Origin of the sequence: Isoalcanivorax indicus (assembly GCF_003259185.1) — a bacterium.
GTDB classification, from domain to species: domain Bacteria; phylum Pseudomonadota; class Gammaproteobacteria; order Pseudomonadales; family Alcanivoracaceae; genus Isoalcanivorax; species Isoalcanivorax indicus.
In genome coordinates this window covers 2336753-2359199 of sequence record NZ_QGMP01000001.1, presented here as the reverse complement: position 1 = coordinate 2359199, position 22447 = coordinate 2336753, and the positions used below count along the sequence as shown (strand labels likewise).

The 22447-nt window shown below is 63.9% G+C and carries 21 protein-coding genes; 7 read left to right on the top strand and 14 right to left on the bottom strand.

Translation table 11 applies throughout. The features are described from left to right. Positions 1 to 12 precede the first annotated feature (12 nt). The 5 genes from DKW65_RS10710 to DKW65_RS10690 form a co-directional block, all read right to left on the bottom strand. Positions 13 to 870 (bottom strand): ketopantoate reductase family protein, encoded by an 858-nt coding sequence (locus DKW65_RS10710; protein ID WP_111657236.1) that lies wholly within the window; start codon positions 868 to 870, stop codon positions 13 to 15. Then, on the bottom strand, positions 867 to 1826 hold the full coding sequence (locus DKW65_RS10705) for a GGDEF domain-containing response regulator (RefSeq protein ID WP_111657235.1): 960 nt from the start codon (positions 1824 to 1826) through the stop codon (positions 867 to 869). Before DKW65_RS10705 ends, DKW65_RS10710 begins: the two co-directional genes overlap by 4 nt. 29 nt (positions 1827 to 1855) lie before the next feature. Then, on the bottom strand, positions 1856 to 3223 hold the full coding sequence (locus tag DKW65_RS10700; protein ID WP_111657234.1) for an AmpG family muropeptide MFS transporter: 1368 nt from the start codon (positions 3221 to 3223) through the stop codon (positions 1856 to 1858). Positions 3224 to 3316: 93 nt separating this feature from the next. Further along, positions 3317 to 3628, bottom strand: a complete 312-nt coding sequence (locus DKW65_RS10695) for an MGMT family protein (protein ID WP_111657233.1) — start codon at positions 3626 to 3628, stop codon at positions 3317 to 3319. A gap of 10 nt (positions 3629 to 3638) precedes the next feature. Continuing rightward, positions 3639 to 4397 carry an SDR family oxidoreductase gene (locus tag DKW65_RS10690; protein ID WP_111657232.1) on the bottom strand — a complete coding sequence of 253 codons (759 nt, stop codon included), beginning with the start codon at positions 4395 to 4397 and terminating at the stop codon, positions 3639 to 3641. Between the two features lie 293 nt (positions 4398 to 4690). On the opposite strand from DKW65_RS10690, the gene DKW65_RS10685 reads away from it, so the two are divergent. The 6 genes from DKW65_RS10685 to prfC all read left to right on the top strand — a co-directional run bounded on the left by DKW65_RS10685 (position 4691) and on the right by prfC (position 10332). Continuing rightward, a complete protein-coding gene (locus DKW65_RS10685) occupies positions 4691 to 4981 on the top strand; it encodes a co-chaperone GroES (RefSeq protein ID WP_111657231.1) in 291 nt (96 codons plus the stop codon). A 43-nt stretch (positions 4982 to 5024) separates the two neighbouring features. Continuing rightward, positions 5025 to 6671, top strand: a complete 1647-nt coding sequence (gene groL / locus DKW65_RS10680; protein WP_111657230.1) for a chaperonin GroEL — start codon at positions 5025 to 5027, stop codon at positions 6669 to 6671. Positions 6672 to 6780: 109 nt separating this feature from the next. Then, positions 6781 to 7392: a rhombosortase gene (gene rrtA, locus DKW65_RS10675; protein ID WP_111657229.1), complete on the top strand. Its 612-nt coding sequence runs from the start codon at positions 6781 to 6783 to the stop codon at positions 7390 to 7392. 32 nt (positions 7393 to 7424) lie between these two features. Next, positions 7425 to 8216 carry a hypothetical protein gene (locus DKW65_RS10670; protein WP_111657228.1) on the top strand — a complete coding sequence of 264 codons (792 nt, stop codon included), beginning with the start codon at positions 7425 to 7427 and terminating at the stop codon, positions 8214 to 8216. Then, positions 8209 to 8691: a ribosomal protein S18-alanine N-acetyltransferase gene (rimI, locus tag DKW65_RS10665; protein WP_111657227.1), complete on the top strand. Its 483-nt coding sequence runs from the start codon at positions 8209 to 8211 to the stop codon at positions 8689 to 8691. The genes DKW65_RS10670 and rimI overlap by 8 nt, the downstream gene beginning before the upstream one ends. Positions 8692 to 8751: 60 nt before the next feature. Further along, positions 8752 to 10332 (top strand): peptide chain release factor 3, encoded by a 1581-nt coding sequence (gene prfC / locus DKW65_RS10660; protein ID WP_111657226.1) that lies wholly within the window; start codon positions 8752 to 8754, stop codon positions 10330 to 10332. Positions 10333 to 10338: 6 nt separating this feature from the next. Here the strand turns inward: prfC and DKW65_RS10655 are convergent, their stop codons facing one another. The 9 genes from DKW65_RS10655 to DKW65_RS10615 form a co-directional block, all read right to left on the bottom strand. Further along, positions 10339 to 10650, bottom strand: coding sequence for an antibiotic biosynthesis monooxygenase family protein (locus DKW65_RS10655; RefSeq protein ID WP_111657225.1), 312 nt, complete (start codon positions 10648 to 10650; stop codon positions 10339 to 10341). Positions 10651 to 10735: 85 nt separating this feature from the next. After that, positions 10736 to 13297, bottom strand: a complete 2562-nt coding sequence (locus DKW65_RS10650) for a purple acid phosphatase family protein (protein WP_111657224.1) — start codon at positions 13295 to 13297, stop codon at positions 10736 to 10738. 136 nt (positions 13298 to 13433) lie between these two features. After that, a complete protein-coding gene (locus DKW65_RS10645) occupies positions 13434 to 14027 on the bottom strand; it encodes an Lcl C-terminal domain-containing protein (RefSeq protein WP_111657223.1) in 594 nt (197 codons plus the stop codon). Between the two features lie 14 nt (positions 14028 to 14041). Beyond that, the gene (locus DKW65_RS10640) at positions 14042 to 15637 is read right to left on the bottom strand and encodes an ethylbenzene dehydrogenase-related protein (RefSeq protein WP_111657222.1); all 1596 of its coding nucleotides are present in this window, start codon (positions 15635 to 15637) and stop codon (positions 14042 to 14044) included. A 77-nt stretch (positions 15638 to 15714) separates the two neighbouring features. Beyond that, a complete protein-coding gene (locus DKW65_RS10635) occupies positions 15715 to 16314 on the bottom strand; it encodes a DUF2894 domain-containing protein (RefSeq protein ID WP_111657221.1) in 600 nt (199 codons plus the stop codon). Beyond that, positions 16307 to 16954, bottom strand: a complete 648-nt coding sequence (locus tag DKW65_RS10630; protein WP_111657220.1) for an OmpA family protein — start codon at positions 16952 to 16954, stop codon at positions 16307 to 16309. The genes DKW65_RS10635 and DKW65_RS10630 overlap by 8 nt, the downstream gene beginning before the upstream one ends. Next, complete coding sequence (locus DKW65_RS10625; protein WP_111657219.1) at positions 16954 to 18756, bottom strand: DUF802 domain-containing protein; 1803 nt, start codon at positions 18754 to 18756, stop codon at positions 16954 to 16956. Before DKW65_RS10625 ends, DKW65_RS10630 begins: the two co-directional genes overlap by 1 nt. Continuing rightward, a complete protein-coding gene (locus DKW65_RS10620) occupies positions 18753 to 19475 on the bottom strand; it encodes a DUF3348 family protein (RefSeq protein ID WP_111657218.1) in 723 nt (240 codons plus the stop codon). The genes DKW65_RS10625 and DKW65_RS10620 overlap by 4 nt, the downstream gene beginning before the upstream one ends. Before the next feature lie 88 nt (positions 19476 to 19563). After that, positions 19564 to 20241: a thiopurine S-methyltransferase gene (locus DKW65_RS10615; protein WP_111657217.1), complete on the bottom strand. Its 678-nt coding sequence runs from the start codon at positions 20239 to 20241 to the stop codon at positions 19564 to 19566. Positions 20242 to 20377: 136 nt separating this feature from the next. On the opposite strand from DKW65_RS10615, the gene DKW65_RS10610 reads away from it, so the two are divergent. Beyond that, positions 20378 to 22447, top strand: coding sequence for a TonB-dependent receptor domain-containing protein (locus DKW65_RS10610; protein WP_245932471.1), 2070 nt, complete (start codon positions 20378 to 20380; stop codon positions 22445 to 22447).

The following is a 22447-nucleotide window of genomic DNA, read 5'->3' as shown; positions in this document are numbered from 1 at the left end:
AGAACGTGAACATCAGGCGGGCAGTGCCGCCACCATCAAACGGTGCGAGGGCAGGCTCATGCCGAGCCGGTCGGCCTGGCGCAACAGCCAGCCATTGATGAAGGCAATTTCGGTGCGCTGGCCCGCGCGCAGATCGGCCCGCATGGACGACATGTTGGCGGCGGTGGCCTGGGCCACGGCCAGGGCGCGGCCGTAGGTGTCGCCGGGCCAGTCCGGGTCCAGGCGGCGGAGCAGGGCATCGGCTTCTTCGGCCAGCGCCCGGGCCTGCTGTTGGCGGGCAGGGTCATCACACAGGGCGCCGTTGGGGCAGTCATTGAGGGCGGTAATGGGGTTGATCACTGCATTCACCGACAGCTTGAGCCATTGCTGGCGACGTATGTCCGTGCACCAGCGGGCGCCGGGCCAGTGTGGCAGCAGCGCGGCAATGGCCGCCGGGGGCTCCGGGCTGGCGTCGGCGTCGCCGAGCAGGGTGTCGTTTTCCGCCACCACCTGTATGCGGGGGCCGTCGCGCCAGGCGCCGCTGGTGGTGATGCCTTCGATGATGCGGCTGCCGTCGGGCAGGGGCAGGCCGTCGAGACTGCCGAGGCCATTCTGCAGGCGCACCAGCAGGACCGTATCTGTCAGGCGGGGCAGCAGTGGGCGCAGCGCGGCGGCGGTGTCCTGCGCCTTGGTGGTGATCAGTAACTGGCTGATGGGCGCGTCATCGTCACCCGGCAGGGTCAGGGTGCGCTGGGCGCCCTGGGGCCAGATCAGCGTGCGCAGCACCGGTGGGCCGCCACGCCCTGCCAGGCGCAGCGGCTGCTGCGCCTGGATCAGGTAGCTGGCCACCAGAGTGCCTATATTCCCGGCGCCGAGCAGATGCCAGGTCATGCGGGCAGCGTCTCGGTGGTGGCGATGCCGGTCTGTGAGGGTGAACTGGAGAGCCGGTTAGCAGTCTGCCGGAACAGGGTGGCGCTGTCGGTGATTTCGCCGGGACGGCTGACATGCAGGGCCATGCTGACGCGCAGCATCAGCAGTTCGCCCGCGACCTCGAAGGGGCGCTGATTCAGGCCTTCATGCAGTCGGGCAAAGCTGTCCGGTGTGCAGCCGGTGTCATCGGGTTGATGGGTGATCAGGGCAAAGGTGCTGACGCCGGTGCGCGCCAGAATGTCCATCGGACGCACCAGTTGTTGCAGGCGCCGGCTCAGGTTGAGCAGCAACTGGCGGCTGCTGGCCCGGCCCAGCCTGTCGCGCAGCCCGGCGAAGCCCTCCACCCGCATCAGCAGCAGGCAGGCCGCACCGCCGCGTGCATCGGCCTGGCGCAGCGCATCTTCCATACGGCGGTGGGCATAGCTGTGGTTGCCGAAGCCGGTCAACGGGTCCAGCAAGGGCCGCTGGCGCAAGCGGCGCAGGGTGCCGAGCAACCGCTCATTGTCAGCCAGTGCCCGGTTATGCACGGTGACCAGGCGATCGGCAGCCAGTACCCGGGGCAGCAATTGCACGTTCATGCTGGCCTTGGTGACATAGTCGTCCACGCCCTCATCGAACGCCTGGCGCAGGGCGTCTTCTTCCTCGCGTGCGGTGAGCAGCAGGATATAGGTGTAATGGTTGTCGGCTTCGTCGTGGCGGCGAATGTGGCGGGTCAGCTCCAGGCCGTCCATCTCCGGCATCATCCAGTCGGCAATGACGATCTGCGCCGGGCGTCGCGCGAGCATCGTCAACGCCTCCTCGGCAGAGAGCGCATGGCGCACATCCAGGTAACCGGCCTGGTTCAGTGTGCGCAGCACGATGGTGGCGGAAAACCGGGTGTCATCGACCACCAGAATCGGCGTTTCCTTGTGGGGCATCTTCTGTACTCCTTGTTACCGGCCCTGTGTTACCGGCTCTCCTGACCTGGTGGCGCGCCCGGGCGGGCGTCTTCAGTATGCCGGGGGAAACGCTTCATCAGCAGCCAGAGTAACGGCAGCCCGAGCAGGGCGATCACGGCGGTTAGCGCGAAGAACACCGCCCAGTCCCCGTCCAGTTTATCCACCATATAACCACTGCTGGCGGACAGCCAGATGCGCGCCAGATTGCCCAGCGAGGCAAGCAGGGCGTACTGGGTGGCCGTGTAGGCCACATTGCACAGGCTCGACAGGTAGGCGACAAACGCCACCGTCACCAGCCCGGTGGTGAAGTTATCCGACACCACGGCGACGGCCAGCATCCATTTTTCCTGGCCCACCAGGGCCAGGGCGGCGTAGGTCAGGTTGGTGGCGGCGGTCAGCAGCCCGGCCAGGAACAGGGCGCGCAGGATGCCGATGCGGGCGGCCAGCACCCCGCCCAGGAAGACGCCGAACATGTTGGCGGCGAAGCCGTAGATCTTCGACACCTCGGCAATGTCATCCAGGCCAAAGCCCAGTTCCCGGTAGAACACGCCGGACATGCGGCCGAGCATGGCGTCACCGAGTTTGAAGATGAACACGAAGGCGAGGATCAGCCACCAGCCGTCGCGGCGCATGAATTCGGCAAACGGCGCCACCACGGCATTGTGCAACCAGGCCAGTATCGCAGCGGGGCGGGCAGCAAAACGGGCCGACAGGGCCGCGCTGGCGCGGGCTTCGCGTGCGTTGACCTCGCGGCTGATCCGGCGCACCGGCTCGGGGCTGGCGAGGATCGCGATCATGCCCACCAGCACGCCGAAGGCGAGCACCTGATACGCCACGGACCAGCCGAAGCTGTGGGCCAGATACAGCCCGCCCGCGCCGCCCACCAGGGTGCCGCCGATATGCCAGCCCCAGATTGCCACGGCCGCGCCGCTGCCGTACTCGTGTGGTTCCAGCACGTCGATGCGGTAGGCATCAATCACGATGTCCTGGGTGGCGCTGGCCGTGGTCACCAGCAGGGTGGCCATGGCCATGGCCATCAGTTGCTGTGACGGGTCGGATAGCGACATCCACAGAATGGCCGCCATCAACAGGATCTGCGTCAGCAGTGCCCAGCTGCGGCGCTGGCCCAGGCCGCCCAGCAGCGGCAGGCGCAAGCGATCAATCAGCGGTGCCCAGAGAAAGTTGATCGCATACGGGGTGGCCGCCAGTGCAAACAGGCCGATATCGGTGCGGCTGACGTCGTTGTCGCGCAGCCAGATGGACAGGTTGCTGAACACCATGGGCGCGGGCAGGCCACTGGCAAAGCCCAGCGCCAGCAGCGTCAGCATGCGCCGGTTCATGTAGGTGGCAAGACTGCTGAAAAGGGGGGATGGCATGGGGCGCGGTGGCGTCCTGGTCAGGGCAAGTCGAACAGATCCGACAGCGTGGCCGGACGAAAAATCCAGTATGCCTTCAGTAGGTCTTCACGGCTAGCCGTCCGGCCAGCCATAGCGACGCAGGCTGACGCGGCCGCCGGTGATCTGCACGCCTTCGTTTTCCAGGTGCTGCTGTTGCCGCGCCCCGACCGCCAGACGGCCATCGGCCCGGACCACGCGAAACCAGGGCAGGCTGGAGCCAGCGGGCAGGCGCCCCATGAGCTTGCCGACATGGCGGGCATGGCGGGGATAACCCGCCAGCGCCGCCACCTGGCCATAGGCGCAGACCCGGCCCGGCGGAATCGATCCGACAATCAGCCAGACGGCACGGGCAAATTCCGATTCCGGGTCGGTGACGGCGACCATGGTGGCCTGCTCAGCGCAGCCCGCCGTCGGTGTCGATGCAACGGCCGGTGAAGTAGCTGTTCTCGAAGATGAACGCCACGGACATGGCGATATGCTCCGGCTCACCCAGACGCTTCAGCGGCACCGCGCCGATCAGACGGTCGCGGGCTTCCGGTTTCATCGCGGCGATCATGTCGGTATTGATGGTGCCGGGCGCCACCGCGCCGGTGCGGATGTTGTAGCGCGCCAGCTCCTTGGCCCAGGATTCGGCCATGGCGGCCACGCCCGCCTTGGCGGCCGAGTAGTTGGTCTGGCCAAAGCTGCCCTGACGGGCCAGCGAGGAAATGTTGACGATCACGCCTTCCTCCACGCCCAGCTTGATCATGCGTGCCGCAGCTTCACGGCCGCACAGGAAGACGCCGGTCAGGTTCACGTCGATGACCGCCTGCCACTGCTGCAAGCTCATGGTGGTGATCTCGCCATCCTTGGCCTTCACCAGCAGGCCGTCGCGGGTGATGCCCGCATTGTTGACCACACCGTGCAGGCTGCCGAAGTCCGCCACCACGTCATCAAACAGCTTCACCACCTCGTCTTCGCGGGCGACATTGACCAGATAGGCCTTGCCATCGCCGCCGGCGGCCTGGCACTGGCTGACCGTCTCGCTGAGATCATCCTGGTTCAGGTCGACACAGGCGATCTTCGCGCCCTTGCCCGCCAGCAGGGTGGCAATGCCACGGCCCAGGCCACGGCCTGCGCCGGTAACGACTACAACTTTGTCTTTCAGGTTCATGACAGCTCCCGAGCTTATACAGGGTGTTTAGACAAGGTCGGCATTATTGCCCCGGCACGGTTTGCCCGCAATGACCGGAAGCAGCCCGCCCCTTGAAACCGGGGCAGGCCGCCCCCAACTCCCGCCGCAGGCCCGCAGAGTGACCGGCCCCTGGCTCTTGACTCTGCGAGGCCGGGAATTATGATTGGCACTCACAAGCCGAGAGTGCTAACACTGCCCGGCGCCGAGTGCCAAACCCGGCGACGGGCACCCAGTTCAATAAATTGCTGAACCTCAACAGGAGATACGAGGCAATGAAAATCCGTCCTTTGCATGATCGCGTCGTGGTCCGCCGCGCTGAAGAAGAAACCAAGAGCGCTGGCGGTATCGTGCTGCCCGGATCTGCGGCCGAAAAGCCGGCCCGTGGCGAAGTGCTGGCTGTCGGCAACGGCAAGATCACCGAAAGCGGCGACGTCCGCCCGCTGGACGTCAAGGTAGGTGATCAGGTGATTTTCGGTCAGTACGCCGGTAGCACCGTCAAGCTCGACGGCGAAGAACTGCTGGTAATGAGCGAGAACGAAATTCTGGCGGTCGTGGAAGCCTGAGGCTCCCGGACCTGACCCTGAACCGAATTGAGGATTGAAAGACATGGCTGCTAAAGAAGTTCTGTTCCGCGATGAAGCCCGCCAGCGCATGCTGCGTGGCGTCAACATTCTGGCTGACGCGGTAAAAGTGACCCTGGGCCCGAAAGGCCGCAACGTGGTGCTGGAGAAATCCTTCGGCGCCCCGACCATCACCAAGGACGGCGTGTCCGTGGCCAAGGAAATCGAACTGGAAGACAAGTTCGAGAACATGGGCGCCCAGATGGTGAAGGAAGTCGCTTCCAAAGCCAACGACGAAGCCGGTGACGGCACCACCACCGCCACCGTGCTGGCCCAGGCCATCGTCAACGAAGGCCTGAAGTCGGTCGCAGCGGGCATGAACCCGATGGACCTCAAGCGCGGCATCGACAAGGCCGTGGCCGCGGTCGTGGAAGAGCTGAAGAAGCTGTCCACCCCGTGCGAAACCTCCAAGGGCATCGAGCAGGTGGGCACGATCTCCGCCAACTCCGACAGCTCTGTGGGCAAGATCATTGCCGACGCCATGGAGCGCGTAGGCAAGGAAGGCGTGATCACTGTTGAAGAAGGCACCAGCCTGGACAACGAGCTGGAAGTGGTTGAAGGCATGCAGTTCGACCGCGGCTACCTGAGCCCCTACTTCATCAACAACCAGGAAAAGATGGCGGTCGAGCTGGAAGACCCCTACCTGCTGCTGGTGGACAAGAAGATCTCCAACATCCGCGAACTGCTGCCGGTGCTGGAAGGCGTTGCCAAATCCGGCAAGCCGCTGCTGATCATCGCTGAAGACGTGGAAGGCGAAGCCCTGGCCACCCTGGTGGTCAACAACATGCGCGGCATCATCAAGTGCGCCGCCGTAAAAGCCCCGGGCTTCGGCGACCGCCGCAAGGCCATGCTGCAGGATATCGCTATCCTGACCGGCGGCACCGTGATCTCCGAAGAAGTGGGCCTGAGCCTGGAAAACACCTCTGTCGAAGATCTGGGTTCTGCCAAGAAAGTGAACATCGACAAGGAAAACACCACCATCGTGGGCGGTGCTGGCAACGAAGGCGACATCAAGGCCCGCGTCGACCAGATTCGTGCCGAGATCGAGAAGTCCTCGTCGGACTACGATCGCGAGAAGCTGCAAGAGCGCGTGGCCAAGCTGGCTGGCGGTGTGGCCGTGATCAAGGTCGGCGCTGCCACGGAAGTGGAAATGAAAGAGAAAAAGGCCCGTGTCGACGACGCCCTGCACGCGACCCGTGCGGCCGTTGAAGAAGGCGTGGTACCTGGCGGTGGTGTAGCCCTGGTACGTGCCCTGAGCAAGATCGGCGGCCTGAAAGGCGACAACGAAGACCAGAACGTCGGTATCGCGCTGGCCATTCGCGCGCTGGAAGCCCCGCTGCGCCAGATCTCCAGCAACGCCGGTGCCGAAGCCTCTGTGGTGGTTCAGACCGTGCGTCAGGGCGAAGGCAACTTCGGCTTCAACGCGGCCAATGGTGAGTACGGTGACATGCTCGAACTGGGCATCATCGACCCGGCCAAGGTCACCCGCTCTGCGCTGCAGGCGGCTGCCTCTATCGCTGGCCTGATGATCACCACCGAAGCCATGGTGGCGGACAAGCCGGAAGAGAAAGGCGCTGGCGGCCCGGATATGGGCGGCATGGGTGGCATGGGCGGTATGGGCGGCATGATGTAAGCCGTTCCTCGCTCAGGCGATCTGAAAAAGGCCCCGCAGCAATGCGGGGCCTTTTTTATGGCAGGTTTATGGTAGGCTCGCAAACTCTCCCGATTCGATGATTCCGTGCATGTCTGCCTCCAACAAAACGCCCGTCCTGCTCACCCGTGATCCGGCGCTGTGGCCCTGGCTGGTGGGGTTCGTGGCGTTGCTGGCGGTGCTGGGCCTGCTGCATGGCTGGGTCAATCCGTGGCTGAATTACGAAGGCGAGGCCATTCTGGGCGGCCAGCTCTGGCGGCTCTGGAGCGCCCATCTGGTGCACCTGAACCTGTGGCATCTGGCGATGAACCTGGGGGGCTTCGTGCTGTGTGCCTACTTCTTTCCCGACGTGTACAGCCGCGAGCGCTTCCTGGCCTGGCTGGTCTTTTCGCCACTGTTTATCAGCCTGGTGATGCTGGTCGTGGATCAGACGCCCGGTACTTATGTTGGCCTGTCCGGCGCCCTGCACGGCTGGCTGGTGATGGCCTTGCTGCTGGGTTTTCGCCAGCACCCCTGGATTCATGCCCTGGTGCTGGCCCTGCTGGCCGGGCGGCTGATCTACGAGCAACTGCCCGGCTATGACGTGAACTATCTGCAAGGCTGGATCGACGGTAGCGTCTATGTGAATGCCCACCTCTACGGTGCGGTGTCCGGCGTGTTGCTGGCTTCAGGGGCAGGCCTGCTGGGCCGGCGTTCAGTCTGATAGACTGTCGATCCGTTTTCCGGGTACCGACTATGACTCCTGTCACGCGCGAACAACAACGCCAGGCCTGGCTGAAGGCCATGGGCCTGACGCCCTGGGTGGCGCGTGCGCCGTTGCCGGGTGCCGCAGCGCCGGTCTGGCTCGGGCAGCCTGCGCCGGCTCCTGCACAGGGGCGGGCCCAGGCCAGGAACCCCTTGCCGCCCGAGCGTCAGGCCTCGCCCGGGGCTGGAGCGGGCGAGTCGCCCTCTGCAGCCGGGGCGGGGGCCGGCCCGGAGGCGGGGGGCGCCGTGTTGCGCCAGGCTTCCGAGGCGTTGACGGCACCGGCGCGGGCCAGCGCGCCGCGCCCGGAACCTGCACCGCAGGCGCCGCGGGCTGCGGTGGCCAGGGGGCCGCGCTTTACCTTGCAGGCTTACGCCACGCCCAACGTCTGGGTGGTGGTGGAGCAGGAGGATGCGGATGCACCGGAGCTGGGGCGCGCCGCACAGGGGTTGTTGGCCAACCTGTTGCGTGTCTGGCAGGTCGGGCCGGGGCAGCCGCGTCGTTTTCTGTGTCCGCCGGACGGTCAGCACATCACACCGGATGATGCGGGCCTGGCCCTGGGGGCCTTTCTGCAAGGGTTGACGCGTTCCGGCAGTGCGCGCCGCGTGTTGCTGTGTGCCAGCGAGGACACCGCCAGGCTGATCCTGCCGCAGCGTTTCATCATGGGCGAGGGCGACCAGGCAGGTTGGCTGGCGATCAGCAGCCTGGCTGAAATGCTGGACGACCCGGGCACCCACAAGCGCCGCAGTTGGCACGCCATGGTTCAGGCGGGCCTGCATGCCTGAGTTGTTACCCGGCTTCCGGGTGCGCGCGCTGCAACCCGATGATATCCCCGCCCTGCTGCCCATCGAGGCGGCGGGTCAGCCGACGCCGTGGAGCGCCGAGGTCTTTCGTGATTGCTTTCGCAGCGGGTATCGCGCCACGGCGGTGGAGGCCGAGGTCGGCTGCGGGGAGGCGCGCAGGCCGGTGCTGGTGGCCTTCCAGGTGATCCACACCGTGCTGGATGAAGCGCATCTGCTGAATGTTGCCGTGCACCCGGACTGGCAACGGCGCGGTATCGCTGCAGCGCTGCTGCAGCAGACCATGACAGCGCTTGCCGCCGAGGACTTCAGCGTACTCTACCTGGAGGTGCGCGACAGCAACCGGGGTGCCCGCGCGCTGTACGAGCGGCTCGGCTTTGTCCTGTCGGGGCACCGCAAGGCCTACTACCGCACGGCGACGGGCCACGAGGATGCCCTGTTGATGCTGCGCCATCTCTGACCCGTGCCGGACCCCGGCACCGCTGCTATACTGCGCGCCGCACTCGAACAAGGCCGTGTCATGAATCCGCTCGACGAAATCCGCAAACGCCGCACCTTCGCGATCATCTCGCACCCGGATGCCGGTAAGACCACCATCACTGAAAAGCTGCTGCTGTACGGCAACCAGATCCAGATGGCGGGTACGGTGAAAGGCAAGAAGTCCGGCCGCCATGCCACCTCCGACTGGATGGAGATGGAAAAGGAGCGGGGCATTTCGGTGACCACCTCGGTGATGCAGTTTCCCTACCGGCATGCCATGGTCAACCTGCTGGATACGCCCGGGCATGCTGATTTCTCTGAAGATACCTATCGCACCCTGACCGCGGTGGACTCGGCGCTGATGGTGATCGACTGCGCCAAGGGCGTGGAAGAGCGCACCATCAAGCTGATGGAAGTCTGCCGCCTGCGCGATACGCCGATTCTCACCTTCATCAACAAGCTGGATCGCGACGTGCGCGAGCCCATCGAAGTGCTGGATGAAATCGAGGACGTACTGAAGATCGAGTGCGCCCCGGTGACCTGGCCCATCGGCATGGGCAAGAGCTTCAAGGGCGTCTACAACCTGCTCAAGGATGTGACCGTGCTCTACAAGACCGGGCAGGGGCATACCATCCAGGACGTGCGGGCCATCGAAGGACTGCACAATCCGGAGCTGGATGCGGCGGTGGGCGCCGATTATGCGCAGGAGCTGCGCGACACCCTGGAGCTGGTGCAGGGCGCCAGCCACGAATTCAATCTCGAGCGTTTCCTGCAGGGCAAATTGACACCGGTGTTCTTTGGCACCGCGCTGGGCAACTTCGGTGTGGACCATATGCTCGATGGCCTGGTGGAGTGGGCGCCGCCGCCGCTGCCGCGCCATGCCAATGAGCGTGAGGTGGCCGCCACCGAAGATAAATTTACCGGCTTCGTGTTCAAGATCCAGGCCAACATGGACCCGCGTCACCGCGACCGTATTGCCTTCCTGCGTATCTGCTCCGGCAAGTATCAGAAAGGCATCAAGTTGAAACAGTGCCGCACCGGCAAGGATGTGCGCCTGGCAGATGCGCTGACGTTCCTGGCCGGTGAGCGCGAGAACGTGGAAGAGGCCTTCGCCGGTGACATCATCGGTTTGCATAACCACGGTACCATCCAGATCGGTGATACCTTTACCGAGGGCGAGCAGCTTCAGTTCACCGGCATTCCGCACTTCGCGCCGGAGCTGTTCCGCCGTGTGGTGCTGCGTGACCCCCTCAAGAGCAAGCAGTTGCACAAGGGCCTGACCCAGCTGGCGGAAGAGGGCGCTACGCAGGTGTTTTTCCCGCTGCGCAACAACGATGTGATTCTGGGCGCTGTCGGGATGCTCCAGTTCGACGTGGTGGCGCATCGGCTCAAGCATGAATACGGGGTGGAGTGCGCCTACGACGCCATTTCCGTAGCGACCGCCCGCTGGACGGAAGCGGATAACGAGCGCGAGTTGGAGAAATTCCGCGACAAGGCCTATGACAACCTGGCCATTGACGGCGCCGGGCACCTGACCTATCTGGCACCTACGCGGGTCAACCTGCAACTGGCCACCGAGCGACATCCCGAGATCCGTTTCCGCGAAACGCGGGAGATCTGATCCGCATCAACCGGGTGGGTCAACGACCCACTCGGGTTCTTCAACTTCCCCGATCAGTCGAATGTCGCATACATGCGAAGCGCTGCGGATGATCTCGGTCACGGCCGGATTGTCTTTGGCTTCCATGGCATCGCGGTCGGCTTTGCTGTCCCAGTAGGCAATCGCGATCAGCACCTTCGGATCGCCGATCTTGCGGTGCAGCGTAGTGCCGCGCGCGCCGGGGGCCTGCTGGATCAGTTCGCTGGCGCGGACCCAGGCTTCGGCATAATCCTCGGCACGGTAGCCATCGCGGATATGGACTTCAAAGATGTATTTCATGACCCGAGTGTAAACGGAGTTGTCGGGTCGATGTCCAGAGGGGGATAAGATGCTGGCCACCCGGACGGGCGGCCAGCGGTCTGGTTCAGGCGCGTCGGCGACGACCCAGGGAGAGCATCAGCAGGAACAGGCCAGCGAACAGACCGGCGGCACCGCCGGATGAACTGTTGCCACCGTTGCCTGATCCCGGTGGTGTGGTGCCCGGACCTTCCTCTTCATCGCCAAAGTCCTCGAACAGCGCAATCAGGTCCATATCCATGACGATATCCGAACTGCTGACACGGTCCTGATGGATCGACACGGCGACCACGTTCTCGCCCTGGCGCAACAGCGCCGGATCGATGCTGGCGGTGTGGTAGTTGTAGTCCTTGCCGATGGTTGATGCGGCGAGTGTCAGGTAATCAATGATCCCGTCCGGCATGTTATTGCGGTAGATTTCATCACCGTTCAGGTAGACCACGGCGCCATCATCACGCAGCAGGCTCAGATCCAGCCTTATCAGGCCGGTGGTGTCCTCAACGTTGAATGTCCGGCGGAAGTAGGTGGTCGGGTACTTGTTGCTGCTGTCCGGGCCGAAGCCCACGATGGTGGTTTCGCCGTCATAGCCGCCGTAGCCGAGCAGTGCCGGGCCCGCTGACCAGTCGACGTCATCAAAGCCGAGTTCCGTCCAGGCCCAGCCCTGATCGGAGCCGTTGTCCAGATATTTCCAGACACTGCCTCGGCTGATCAGTTCTTCCTCGCGGACATTCTTCAGTTCGATCTTGCCGACCATTTCCAGGTCCAGCACGATATCGGAACTGGTTACGCGGTCCTGGTGAATGGATACGGCCAACACATTGACGCCTTCATTCAACAGGGCCGGGTCAAGGCGGGTCGTATGGTAGGTGTAATCCTTGTTGATGGTGCTGGCGGCCAGCGTCTGGTAGTCGATCTCGCCGGAAGGCATGTTGTTGCGGAAGACTTCCTCACCATTGAGATACACCACGGCACCGTCGTCACGCATGATGCCCAGATCGACACCATAGAATTCGCTGATGTCGTCCACTTCAAAGGTGTGACGGAAGTAAGTGGTCGGATACTTGTTCCGGTCATCTGGACCGAAACCGACAGTGGTCGTTTCGCCATCATAGCCGCCGTAACCCAACGGTGCAGCGCCACCGGCCCAGCTGCTGTCGTCAAAGTCCGGGGCGATCCAGTCCATGCCCTGATCGGACCCATTGTCCAGATACTTCCAGACGCTGCCCTTGCGCACCAGTTCTACCACGGTGTAGTGATCCGGTTCGGGTTCGGGAATGTCGTAGTCCACGTCCAGCACCTGGCTGCGCTGTGTCGTGTCCTGGCGTGTGATGGTCATGGCGTGGCCGACACCGGCGGCATCCCACAGGCTCAGCCCGGCGGGCAAGGCGAACGGGTCAGCTTCGCGCACGCTGTGCTCAAGCATGGCCGTGTCCGCTTCGCCATCAAAGCGTGCAGTGCGCACCGTGATCTTGTCAGCGTCGATCTGGTTGACCATGAAGTGGGAGAAGCTGCCCTGATCGAGAATCCAGTCGTGATGCACGTTGGCGGTGCGCAGTGGTGCGCCCCAGGCGCCTTCACCGATATAGACGATGCCGGCTTCAGCCTGGATGTAATCCATGGGACCGTTCGGGCGCACCGGCAGGGTGTACTTGACCAGGTGGGTGTCAGATTCCACCACCAGGTTCACACGATAGTCATAGAAAATCTCTGACCAGGCACGGGACACCGGGCTGCCGGATTTGCTGGCCGTGCGCGGGAACATGGGGATGTGGTACTGCGCCATAATCCAGCTGGCGTTCTGATGATGCGTCGCCAGATCGTCCTTGAGCCATGCCAACTGCGCAGCGCGTTCGTTGGCATAGGAGCTGCCGGTGAACTCGGTGCTCAGCGAATAGAGACGCAGCATGTCGCCGCCGATGTTGAAGGCATAATAGGCGTCGCGCAGTGAGCAGACGCCATTTTCCTCGATATCGATGCCGAAGATCCGGCACATGAACAACAAGTCAGAGGATTCGTGATTGCCGGTGGTCGGGATGATCGGGTAGACCTGCTTGTAGGCGACGCCGTCGATATCCGTGGGTGAGAGCGTCAGCTCCCAGTCGGTCAGCCATTCGTTCCATTCCTGCACGGTATGGCGGTCGGTGTAGTCACCGCTGAAAGCCACAAAATGCGGCCGGATCTTGGCCACCAGGCGGTTGCCTTGCTGGCGCGGAGCCCGGTTATTGCGCGAGTCACCGCCGCTGATAAAGGTCATCGGCTGTGCACTGTCCGGCGCGGTGCGGAAGAAGTAACGATCGCCGCAGCCTGCGTCGTCACACAGCCGGAAGTAGACATTACTGTCCGGCGTCAGGCCAGACAGGCGATAGAAGCCGGAGTGCAGGTCGGTCTTGAACACACGTTCGACCGGGTTGGCCAGCGTCATCCAGTCGCTGCCATCGGCATTATGGCCGTAGGTGATATAGGGATTGCTCAATTCGGCGTCTGGCGTGTAGCCGACAATGGCGCGGGTGGCGGGATCGCTGTCCCAGGCGACACGAACATATTTCGTGTCTGCGAATGCGCTCTGCGTGAATAGCATGGTGACACTGAAAAAGATCAACGCCGCCATTCTTGCTGGCGAAAGAGTCATGATTGCCTTGCCCTCGGAATGTCGTAGTAATAATGGGTGCAGACGACCGGGTGCGGTGCCCGGGTCGCTCCTGAATCTACGCCGAATGTGTGACAAGGCAGGGGTGTTCAAGTGAAGGTTAAGTGACGGTTTCCTTTTACGGGCCGCTCACCAGACGGACACGGGCTACCTGGTCCCGGGGTAGCCAGCTTTTTTCGCCCGTGCCGAAATGCAGGATCATGGCCGCCGGACGGCCACGCTGATCAACGCCTGTATCGGCGGCCCAGAACGCCTCGCGGCCACCGTGGGGAAAAAAGCCGGTCACGGTGCGCGCGCTGCCCGGGAAGCCGGTGTCATAAAGCAGGGTTTCCAGTTCCGATACGTGGGGCAGGCGCCAGTCATCGCGTCCGCAGCGGCGCGTGCTGCGCAGATGATCAATCAGCATATCGATGTCGCAGGCCGAGGACTGCCCGGGTTGCAACATGCAGCCGCCGTCGTATACCGGGGTATCCATTTTCCAGTAGTAGGTGGAGCCGGCGTACGACAGGCCCTCATTATCGCTTTTAGCTTCCCAGCGCAGCCCGGTCTCGTGATCGTGCACACAGGCCCAGGGGCCGTCCTGAACCGGCAGAGCGTTGCCCTGAAGATCATATTTTTCCCAGCGCATTATCGGTTCCTCGGGGGCGCTGCACCCGATCAGAACACTGAGCGTCAGCGACGCGGCAACAAGACGGCAGTAGCGGATAGACATGACAGACGCCCCTTTCACTTGAAGCGAATGCGCAACGGGCGCAAATGGTAGGAATGATTGACCTGCGCATGATCAAAAGTCGCTACCCACAGGTAGGTGCCATCGGTGATATCCAGATCGAAGTCGGACTCGGCTGCAATGCCACGCGCCACTTCCAGGGTCCAGCGGCCATCGTGCCAACGGCCATATGCTGCGGCATCCGAGCGATCGGTATCCGGATTGGTGATCCACAGCACGGAAGGCATCAGTGTGCCCACCGGGTAATGGTCATCCTCTGCTGAGTACGGCTTGGTCTCGTACCAGGAGAGCGCGAAGGGCACCGCGTTTTCGTCGTCGTGCAACGTCTGGAATGGCTCCAGCTGTGCCGGATCGTTGGGCAGGCGCTTGGGGACCACGATGTCCTCGTAGAACCAGAGGTAGTTGCTGCTGAAGGGATTGGTTTGCGAGGGATCTGCTTTGTAGCCAGCGGTATAGCGTTGCTCGCCCGGTACACGCGGGTAGGGCGTGCCGAAATGGCTGTCATCCAGTACGCCGTAACCGTGGTTGCGAACGGCTTTCCAGTGCCACATGTCGACGAGGCCGGACTCCACAAAATGCGCGCCACGGCGTGATTCACTGCGGCTGGTTTCCGGTTGGCCGGTGCCGAAGTGAAACGAGCCGTTTCCCGCGATATCAGGCTGGTCGGAGAAGACGACGGCAAACTTGTCTTCGTACCAGCGGCGCTCATCATTTTCTGCCACCCCCTCGTGAAGCACTTTCCAGCCCGCTTCGGTCTTGATCAGGGGCAGGTGGGCCAGACTTTGCGTCGGGTCTTCCCAGGTGAAGGCGAAATAGATGACCAGGCCCTGGCGCGCCGCGCGGATTTCAACGGGGACGTGTGCGGCGCTACCGGGGACACGCGTCACCACCGTCACCGGCGTGGCGTCCTGCCAGAAGGGTTCGTCCAGGACGCCATCCCGTTGCAGGCGCTGCCCTGGTGGAATCTCGCGCACGATCAGATCTGTCGCCGAGGCGCTGTTCAGGGCGTCACGCCACAGCCAGGCCGTTGCGGTCAGCACCAGGGGTACCACCAGGGACGCGGTAAGCAGCGCGCGCCACGCGGGGAGGCGCAGGTAGACGGCCTTGAAGCCTTGCCACCAGGTGGCGCTCAACTGGGCAATGATATGTGCCAGGGCGCACACCAGTGCTGCCAGTGCGAGGGCGGCATGCAGGATGATCAGTCCGGGCCGCCACAGGTTTATGCCACTCCAGAGCAGCAATCCGCTCAACAGCAGCAGCGGCAGGATGATACGGCCGGCACGCAGGATGTTCAGGTTGAGGCGCGCCAGGGCGCTTGTGGGGGGGCGGGCCCGTTCGCGACGGATAGCGCCCGATATATAACGCCGCACCATCCAGATAATGACGATGGCCAGCCACAACCAGCCCAGCGCTACATGCAATGCAAAGATATCGCCGCGTGGGAGCCAGTCGGTCCAGCGGGCGTCCAGCGCGCCATGCCAGGTGTTGCTGACAAACAGGCGCAAACCGGTGAGCAGACTCATTACCAGGGCGAACGTCGCCAACCAATGGAGCAACAACAATTTTGCCGGGGCCGCGAATCTGACAACCATGGGTGGGTTCCTGATGATCAGGGCGCGATGGTGCCGGGTGTTTATGACATAACGGTGAAACGTCGGGGCGGCGGGACTCAGCGCATCTGTTCCAGCGCGCTCAGGGTGTCCAGATAGTTGAGCAGGTGGTCGAGGTAGGCGGGTGTGGACTGTTGCAGGGTGTTCAGGGCACGCGCCACGATGCGATGCGAATTCAGCGGGCCCGCGTCATGGGGTGCTTGCCGGATCATGTCGTGAAGGCGCTGTCGGCGTTGCTGAAGCGCCCGGGCCTCGCGCAGGGATGCGAGATGGCGCAGTCCGGAGGGCTGCGCAGCGGACGGTGGCTGCGCGTCGGGCAGGAACTGTCGGGCTTGCTGGCGCAGAAGTTCGGCCAGCGAGGTGTCCTCCGCCTGCGGCACGTCAGGCGGGCTCAGTTGCGCCAGTAGCGACCCCAGAGGTGAAGGTTTTTCCGGGCGGGACATCTGGTCTGCGGCGTGCCTGCGAGCGACGGTGTCCTGGCATTGCTCCAGGCCGGCTTCCAGCCTTTGCCCCAGGCGTGCGGGCACGCGGGGCAGGCGCTCCAGGCGTGTGTGCAGGCTGCGCAGCCAGGCATAACGTATCGGGTCGTGCACAGCGGCATCCTGTTCGCCTAGCTGCCTCAGCGCGTCTGAGAAGGTCTGCATATCGCCTTCAGTCATCGCGCGCCTCTGTGCTGGTGTCGCGTTGCCCGCGCGGCATCACCGTCAGCTCCACGCGCCGGTTGCGTGCCCGGCCTTCATCGGTCTGGTTGTTGGCCACGGGTTGATGCGCGCCGAAGGCGGCGGCAAACACCTGATCGGCGGGCATGCCCAGCTCCACCAGGGTGCGTGTCACGGTGAGTGCGCGTTGGGCAGACAGGCCCCAGTTATCGGTGTAGCGCGCATTGCCGCGCTGCACCGGCAAGTCATCGGTGAAGCCGCTGACCATCAGCAATTCATCGTGCTCGCCCAGATACTCGCGCAGTACGGGCACCAGTGTTTCCAGCAATTGTTCGCCGTCACCCTGCAAGCGGTCGGAGTTGAGCGCAAACAGCACATTGCCGCTGATGCCGATGCGGCCGTCCTGGAAGGTGACGCGACCATGGGTCAACGGATTGTCCAGTGCCGCTTCCAGCGCCATGCGTCGTTGTTCTTCGGCCAGCCGTTTCTGTTTTTCCGCGTCCAGGGACTGGCTCAGCTCCAGCTGGATGCCGATGACCCAGACCAGCGTCAGCACCAGAATGCCGGCCAGCGCGGCCATCAGATCAGCGAAGATGGCCCAGACCGGCGAGGACTGTGCATCGTCGTGCAGCGTCTCCATCAGGCGGCGCTTCCGTCGCGGCGCAGGCTGAGGCTCAGCTCGATCACTTCGCGCGCCTGTTCCACATAATAGGCCAGTTGTTCATCGCTGCGGGTGGCGCTGTCGGTCAGGGCGGTCTGTACCTGTTGCAGTGTCTCCAGCAGCTGTTGATTGGCGTCGGCAAACTGGCCGACCCCGGCGCCGAAGGCATCGCCCAGGCTGGCAATGTCGACGGCGCTGCTGCGCACATCCGTGACCAGATCATCCAGTTGCTGGCGCTGGGTTTCCACTTGCCCGGCGAACTGGCTGTTGACCTCGGCGAGGTTGCGGCTGGCGTGCGTTATCAGCGTATCAATGGCCTGCTGCTGGGCAACGGTGGCCTCGCGCTGACGGTGCAGCAGCTGGTCCAGCTCGGTCATGATGCGTTGGCGTTCCTCCAACAGCGCGTTGTCGCGCTCGGCGTGATGGCCGATTTCCTCGCGCAGGCGGCTGATGACGTCTGCGGCGGCTTTCGGGGTTTCCGACGCGGTCTCGATCAGGCGCGTCATGGGGGCTTCCAGTGCCGTGCCCAGCGTCGCCAGATGGGTCGCCACGCGGGCCTCCAGGGCGTCGAAATGCTGCGCCATCGTCTGCGTGTGGCCCGCTTCCTGTTCCCGTAAGGCGCCGAGTTGCTGCTGCAGGGTCTCTCGCAAGGCTTGCATGCCGGTGGCATGGCCTTCGAGCAGGTCCGTTGCGCTCTGGTCGGTGCGTGCCTGATGGTCGGTCAGCCATGTATGCATCTGGGCGAGCAACGCCGCATTGTGCTGGTGCTGTTGCTCCAGCCCGGTCTGCCACTGGGTCGCGGCCTGCAGCGTGGTATCGGCGAAGCGTGCCGCCAGTTCGTTCAGGTGTCGCTCGGCGGTGTCATGCAGTTGCTTTTGCTGCTGGTGTACCTGTTCGGCGAATCCGGCCAGCGTGTCATTCAGCAGCGGTTTCAGTTGCTCGCTGGCCACCCGGCTGCTGTCGGTCACGGCGGTACGCAGGCTATGGCTGACATTTTCGGCCAGGGCGTTGAACTGCCGTTCTGTGTGTGCTGCGGCGTCGCGCTGTTGCGCGGTGAGTTGCTCATTGCTGCGCTGCATCTGTTCGCTCATGCCCTGCAGCGTGGCCACCAGTTGCGGCAGCGCCTGCGCCTGTTGCGTCAGCGCATCATAAGCGGTGTCACGGCGCGCGGCGGCAGAGAAGGGCCGCAAGGGGCCGCCGGTGGCGCGGTCGAGTTGTCGGGACACGGCGACCCGCTCGCGGCGGCACAGCACGGTGGCCAGACCCAGCATGGCGGAACCGGCGACCCCGGCAATCGAGGTGCCGAAAGCCAGGCTCAGGCCGGCAATCGGCGCCGACAGCGCGCGCTGGATCGCCTGCAATTCAGTGCTGCTGTCCAGCGCCATGGCAGCGCCTTGCAGGGTAATGATCATGCCCACGAAGGTGCCCAGCAGACCGAGCATGACCAACAGCCCGGTGAGATAGGGTGTCAGGTGCGGCCCAGGCAGCGGCAGCGCGTCGCCGTCGATGCGCCGGCGCACCGTATCGCGCAAGGCGGCGGGCAGTTCAAGCAGCCACGGGGTCAGGTGTTCAGGCGGCGCGGGCAGGCGATCAAGCGCGCTACCCAGCGCACGGGTATCGCGGCGGTAGCCCAGCAACTCGCCCACGCCCACGGCATAGCCGACGGCGATGGCGACGATGATGACCGGCGCGGCCGGGTTGCCGTTCATGAAGCTGAAGCCGATCCACAGGATGGCCAGGGCACCGGCCAGGCAGGTCAGCGCAAAGGGAGCGATTCTCATGGGGTGTTCATATCCTTGCTATCAAGTGCATCCAGCATGCCCAGCACCGGGGCCAGGCGGGCATCCATCTCTGCCAGCAGGCAGGCTTGCAGTGTGTGGTGAAAGGCAGTGAGCCAGGCGCCCGTGTCGTCATCGGGGTCGCGTGCTTGCCAGCGTGCCCGGTAGGCCTTCTCCAGCAGCAACGGCACGGTATTGAAGCCGCGCTGGCTGTAGCCGCCGAGGCTCTGCTCCAGCGCCGCATCCAGATGGGCCATGCGTGCCAGGGCCGGACTCCCGGTGACGAGGGCCTGACGCACCCGCCGACGCAGGTCGCCGATGGCTGCGGCGATGCGGCGTTGCCAGGCCAGGTAAAAGGCCTCCCACGGCCGGAAGGGCGGGCGCTGGTCTGCCGCCAGGCCCTCCGGTGGGCGAGGGGCGATGATCGGGCTGTTCTCCGCATCGCCGGCCAGGCTGCGCGCCAGTGGGGCGAGCACGCCCTCGCGCGTGCGCAGCAGATCTTCCCGCAGCAGGTCAGGCAGCGCCGGGTCCAGGTGGAATGGGCCGCTCAGGGGGCGCCGCGCGGCGGCATCCAGCGCGGCCGCATCGCTGATGGACAACAGCCTTGCCAGGCGCGCGGCGACATCCGTGGGCAGCAGGGCCTTGTCGGAGGCGCCGAGCGCAGCCAGCAGCGCCAGCAACTGCCGGTCGGGCTCGGCTATCTTGTCGGGCGATGTCCGCATCGGCGACTCGTCGGGCTGGCGGGAAAGCGCGCATTCTACCCGCCTGCCCGGGCAGCTGGTAAGCCTTGTTGTGTGGGCCTTGATGTGCTCAGAGCGAGGTGTGCCCGGCAGGTTCCCGGGGCCGGATGCGCCAGGCGCGCTCGATCAGCGTGCTCAGGCCGCTCTCGCGGAAACGGGGCTGTTCGGCCAGGACGTTGCGGGCCTGGAGCAACTGCACGTTGCAGTCGGCGAAGAGTCGCTGCACCTCGTCCTGATCGACACTGAACGGCGGCCCCGCCATTTCTGAGTCCGGGTATTCCAGGGTGATCAGCAACATGTCCCAGCGAGCGGGCAGCGTGGCCAGCAAGTGCTCGACGTAACGTGCGCGCATGTCCGGCGGCAAGGCGATCAGGGCGGCCCTGTCATAGACCGCGCCGACATTACGTAGCATGTCGGCTGAAATATCGAAGAAATCCCCGCAATAGAGGGTGTAGCCCTGACCGCTTGCCATGGGCATGCCGTTGCGCTCGCGCCAGGTGAGCGCCAGCTTCTGCTCATTGATAAACGCGTCAAGCGCCTCGCGAGACAGCTCGACAGCCATCACCACATGACCGTGATCGCGCAACCAGCGCATATCGTGCGTCTTGCCACACAGGGGCACCCAGACCGCACTGTCCGGGGCGAAGTCCAGGGTGGGCCACCAGGCGGTCAGCATGGGATTCGGGTGCGGCAGATGAAAGCCGATCTCGTTCCGGGCCCAGCGGTTGTGCCAGAAGGGAGCATCCATCGTCAGTGGTCCTTGCCGTTCAATCCGTGAATTTACCCCCGATACTGAGGCTTCTGGTGACGGGGCGCGACCTTATGACTTGAAAATGTAATGTTATAACATTATAAATGCGCATGATTCTCGGTTGGGGTGAATGATGCGTGAAGTGTTTCGGATTCTTCTGGTAGCTGGCCTGGTGACGTCGGGTGCGGGCATAGCGTTGGCAGCGGAGGCCGAGGACGAGAGTGAGGTGATGCTGGCGCCGGTGCGTATTTCGGCGGCATTCAGTGGCGAGGATGGCCTTACGGCCACGCCACTGGACCTGCTGGACGGCGATGCCCTGTTTCGGCGGGGTGCCGCCACGCTGGGCGGGACGCTGGATGGTTTGCCGGGCGTGCATGCCGACACCTTTGGTGCCGGGTCCGCACGGCCTGTCATTCGCGGGCAGACGGCCCCCCGCGTGAGTGTGCTCTCTGATGGCGCCAGCCTGCTTGACGCCTCGGCGGTGTCGCCGGATCACGCGGTCACGGTGGAGCCGATGTTGACGCAGCGCATGGAAGTGCTGCGTGGGCCAGCAACGCTCCGCTATGGCGGCGGGGCGATTGGTGGTGTCATCAATGTGCTGGACAGCAGTGTGCCCGAGCAGATGCCGGAAGGCGCCGCCACCGGGTTTGCGGCGCTCAGAGGCAACACCGTGGCGGATGAAAAAGCGGCAGCGGCGGGCGTGACAACGCGACTGGGCACCAATCTGGCATTGCGCGTGGAAGGTGCCCAGCGGCGGGCCAACGATTATCAGGTCAACGGCTTCACCCAGCGGCGTGTCCCGGCCACTTATGCGGAAAGCGATAACGCCAGCCTGGGGCTGTCGTGGATCGGCGAAGACGGTTTTATCGGGCTGGCCTACCGTCACCGCGAGGATGAGTACGGCCTGCCGGGTCACAGCCATGATTACGAAGATTGCGTGCCGGTGGGCGCGCAACTCGATTGCGGTGGTGGCGGTCAGCACAACCATGAGCATGGTGAAGCGCCTTACGTGGATCTGGTCAGTCGGCGTGTAGAGGTGCGGGGCGAATACCGGGCGCCGCTGATACCGGGCATCGAACGCATCATGTTGCGGTCAAGCCATACCAACTACCGGCACCATGAAATTGATGAGGGCGAGATCGGTACGACGTTCCGGCATCGCGGCTATGAAACCCGCATAGAGGCCGAGCACCAGCCGTTGGCCGGATGGGAAGGACTCGTCGGCATCCAGTACCAGGATAGCCAGTTCAATACCTTCGGGGTGGAAGCCTTCATCCCGAAAACCGACACCCGTCTGATCGGCGTTTTCCTGATCGAGCGTTACCGCATCAATGAAGCGCTGCGGCTGGAGCTGGGCGCGCGCCACGAGCACCAGTGGTTGGCCACGGTGGACGATCCGCAGAACCGGCCGGATTTCAGTAACGGCGCGACCTCCCTGTCTTCTGCCTTGTTGTGGCAGCCCGTGCACGGGTACCAGTTGTCTTTGTCGCTGGATCGGGCCCAGCGCTCGCCCCACGCGCAGGAGATGTATGCACGCGGCGTGCATCTGGCCACCAATACCTACGAGTGCGGTCTGGCGGCGGATGCATTTACCTGCGGCGGCCCGCAAAACGATGCGCCGATCAGAACCGAAACGTCGCACAACATCGGCCTCAACCTGAAAAGAACGCTGGGGGCACTCACCTTCGAGGCGGGGCTGTTTCACAACCGCATCGATGACTACATTTATGCGCGCACGCTGGATCAGGTGGATGAATTCCGCCTGATCAAATACACCCAGGATGATGCGGTCTTCAACGGGGCAGAGCTGGAAGTCCGTTATACCTGGGCAGACTGGCTCAGCACCCGCGTGTTCGGTGACACGGTGCGCGGCGCGCTGCGCAACGACGAAAACCTGCCACGCATTCCCGCCGACCGCCTGGGCGTGGGCGTCGATACCTTCTGGCGCGGTGTGGAAGGCGATGTTGCCTTTTATCGCGTGTTTGCCCAGGACCGGCTGGCGCCTGAGGAATCGCGCACCGCCGGGCATGACCTGCTCAGCGCCTCACTGGGTTATCGCTTCGGGCGTGCTGATCAATACAGCGTTTTCCTGCGTGGCAATAACCTGCTCGGCGAAAAAGTCTGGAACCACACCTCCTTTCTTGCACAAACCGTTCCGGAGCCAGGCCGCAATCTGTCTGCCGGATTGCGTATCGAATTCTGA

Excerpts from the sequence above, each read along its gene's own strand:
- rimI (WP_111657227.1), top strand. The coding sequence starts at position 8,209 with ATGCCTGAGTTGTTACCCGGCTTCCGGGTGCGCGCGCTGCAACCCGAT.
- DKW65_RS10690 (WP_111657232.1), bottom strand. The coding sequence starts at position 4,397 with ATGAACCTGAAAGACAAAGTTGTAGTCGTTACCGGCGCAGGCCGTGGC.
- rrtA (WP_111657229.1), top strand. The coding sequence starts at position 6,781 with ATGTCTGCCTCCAACAAAACGCCCGTCCTGCTCACCCGTGATCCGGCG.
- DKW65_RS10635 (WP_111657221.1), bottom strand. The coding sequence starts at position 16,314 with ATGACTGAAGGCGATATGCAGACCTTCTCAGACGCGCTGAGGCAGCTA.
- groL (WP_111657230.1), top strand. The coding sequence starts at position 5,025 with ATGGCTGCTAAAGAAGTTCTGTTCCGCGATGAAGCCCGCCAGCGCATG.
- prfC (WP_111657226.1), top strand. The coding sequence starts at position 8,752 with ATGAATCCGCTCGACGAAATCCGCAAACGCCGCACCTTCGCGATCATC.
- DKW65_RS10650 (WP_111657224.1), bottom strand. The coding sequence starts at position 13,297 with ATGACTCTTTCGCCAGCAAGAATGGCGGCGTTGATCTTTTTCAGTGTC.
- DKW65_RS10670 (WP_111657228.1), top strand. The coding sequence starts at position 7,425 with ATGACTCCTGTCACGCGCGAACAACAACGCCAGGCCTGGCTGAAGGCC.
- DKW65_RS10630 (WP_111657220.1), bottom strand. The coding sequence starts at position 16,954 with ATGGAGACGCTGCACGACGATGCACAGTCCTCGCCGGTCTGGGCCATC.
- DKW65_RS10655 (WP_111657225.1), bottom strand. The coding sequence starts at position 10,650 with ATGAAATACATCTTTGAAGTCCATATCCGCGATGGCTACCGTGCCGAG.
- DKW65_RS10710 (WP_111657236.1), bottom strand. The coding sequence starts at position 870 with ATGACCTGGCATCTGCTCGGCGCCGGGAATATAGGCACTCTGGTGGCC.
- DKW65_RS10620 (WP_111657218.1), bottom strand. The coding sequence starts at position 19,475 with ATGCGGACATCGCCCGACAAGATAGCCGAGCCCGACCGGCAGTTGCTG.
- DKW65_RS10645 (WP_111657223.1), bottom strand. The coding sequence starts at position 14,027 with ATGTCTATCCGCTACTGCCGTCTTGTTGCCGCGTCGCTGACGCTCAGT.
- DKW65_RS10685 (WP_111657231.1), top strand. The coding sequence starts at position 4,691 with ATGAAAATCCGTCCTTTGCATGATCGCGTCGTGGTCCGCCGCGCTGAA.
- DKW65_RS10705 (WP_111657235.1), bottom strand. The coding sequence starts at position 1,826 with ATGCCCCACAAGGAAACGCCGATTCTGGTGGTCGATGACACCCGGTTT.
- DKW65_RS10695 (WP_111657233.1), bottom strand. The coding sequence starts at position 3,628 with ATGGTCGCCGTCACCGACCCGGAATCGGAATTTGCCCGTGCCGTCTGG.
- DKW65_RS10700 (WP_111657234.1), bottom strand. The coding sequence starts at position 3,223 with ATGCCATCCCCCCTTTTCAGCAGTCTTGCCACCTACATGAACCGGCGC.
- DKW65_RS10625 (WP_111657219.1), bottom strand. The coding sequence starts at position 18,756 with ATGAGAATCGCTCCCTTTGCGCTGACCTGCCTGGCCGGTGCCCTGGCC.
- DKW65_RS10610 (WP_245932471.1), top strand. The coding sequence starts at position 20,378 with ATGCGTGAAGTGTTTCGGATTCTTCTGGTAGCTGGCCTGGTGACGTCG.
- DKW65_RS10615 (WP_111657217.1), bottom strand. The coding sequence starts at position 20,241 with ATGGATGCTCCCTTCTGGCACAACCGCTGGGCCCGGAACGAGATCGGC.
- DKW65_RS10640 (WP_111657222.1), bottom strand. The coding sequence starts at position 15,637 with ATGGTTGTCAGATTCGCGGCCCCGGCAAAATTGTTGTTGCTCCATTGG.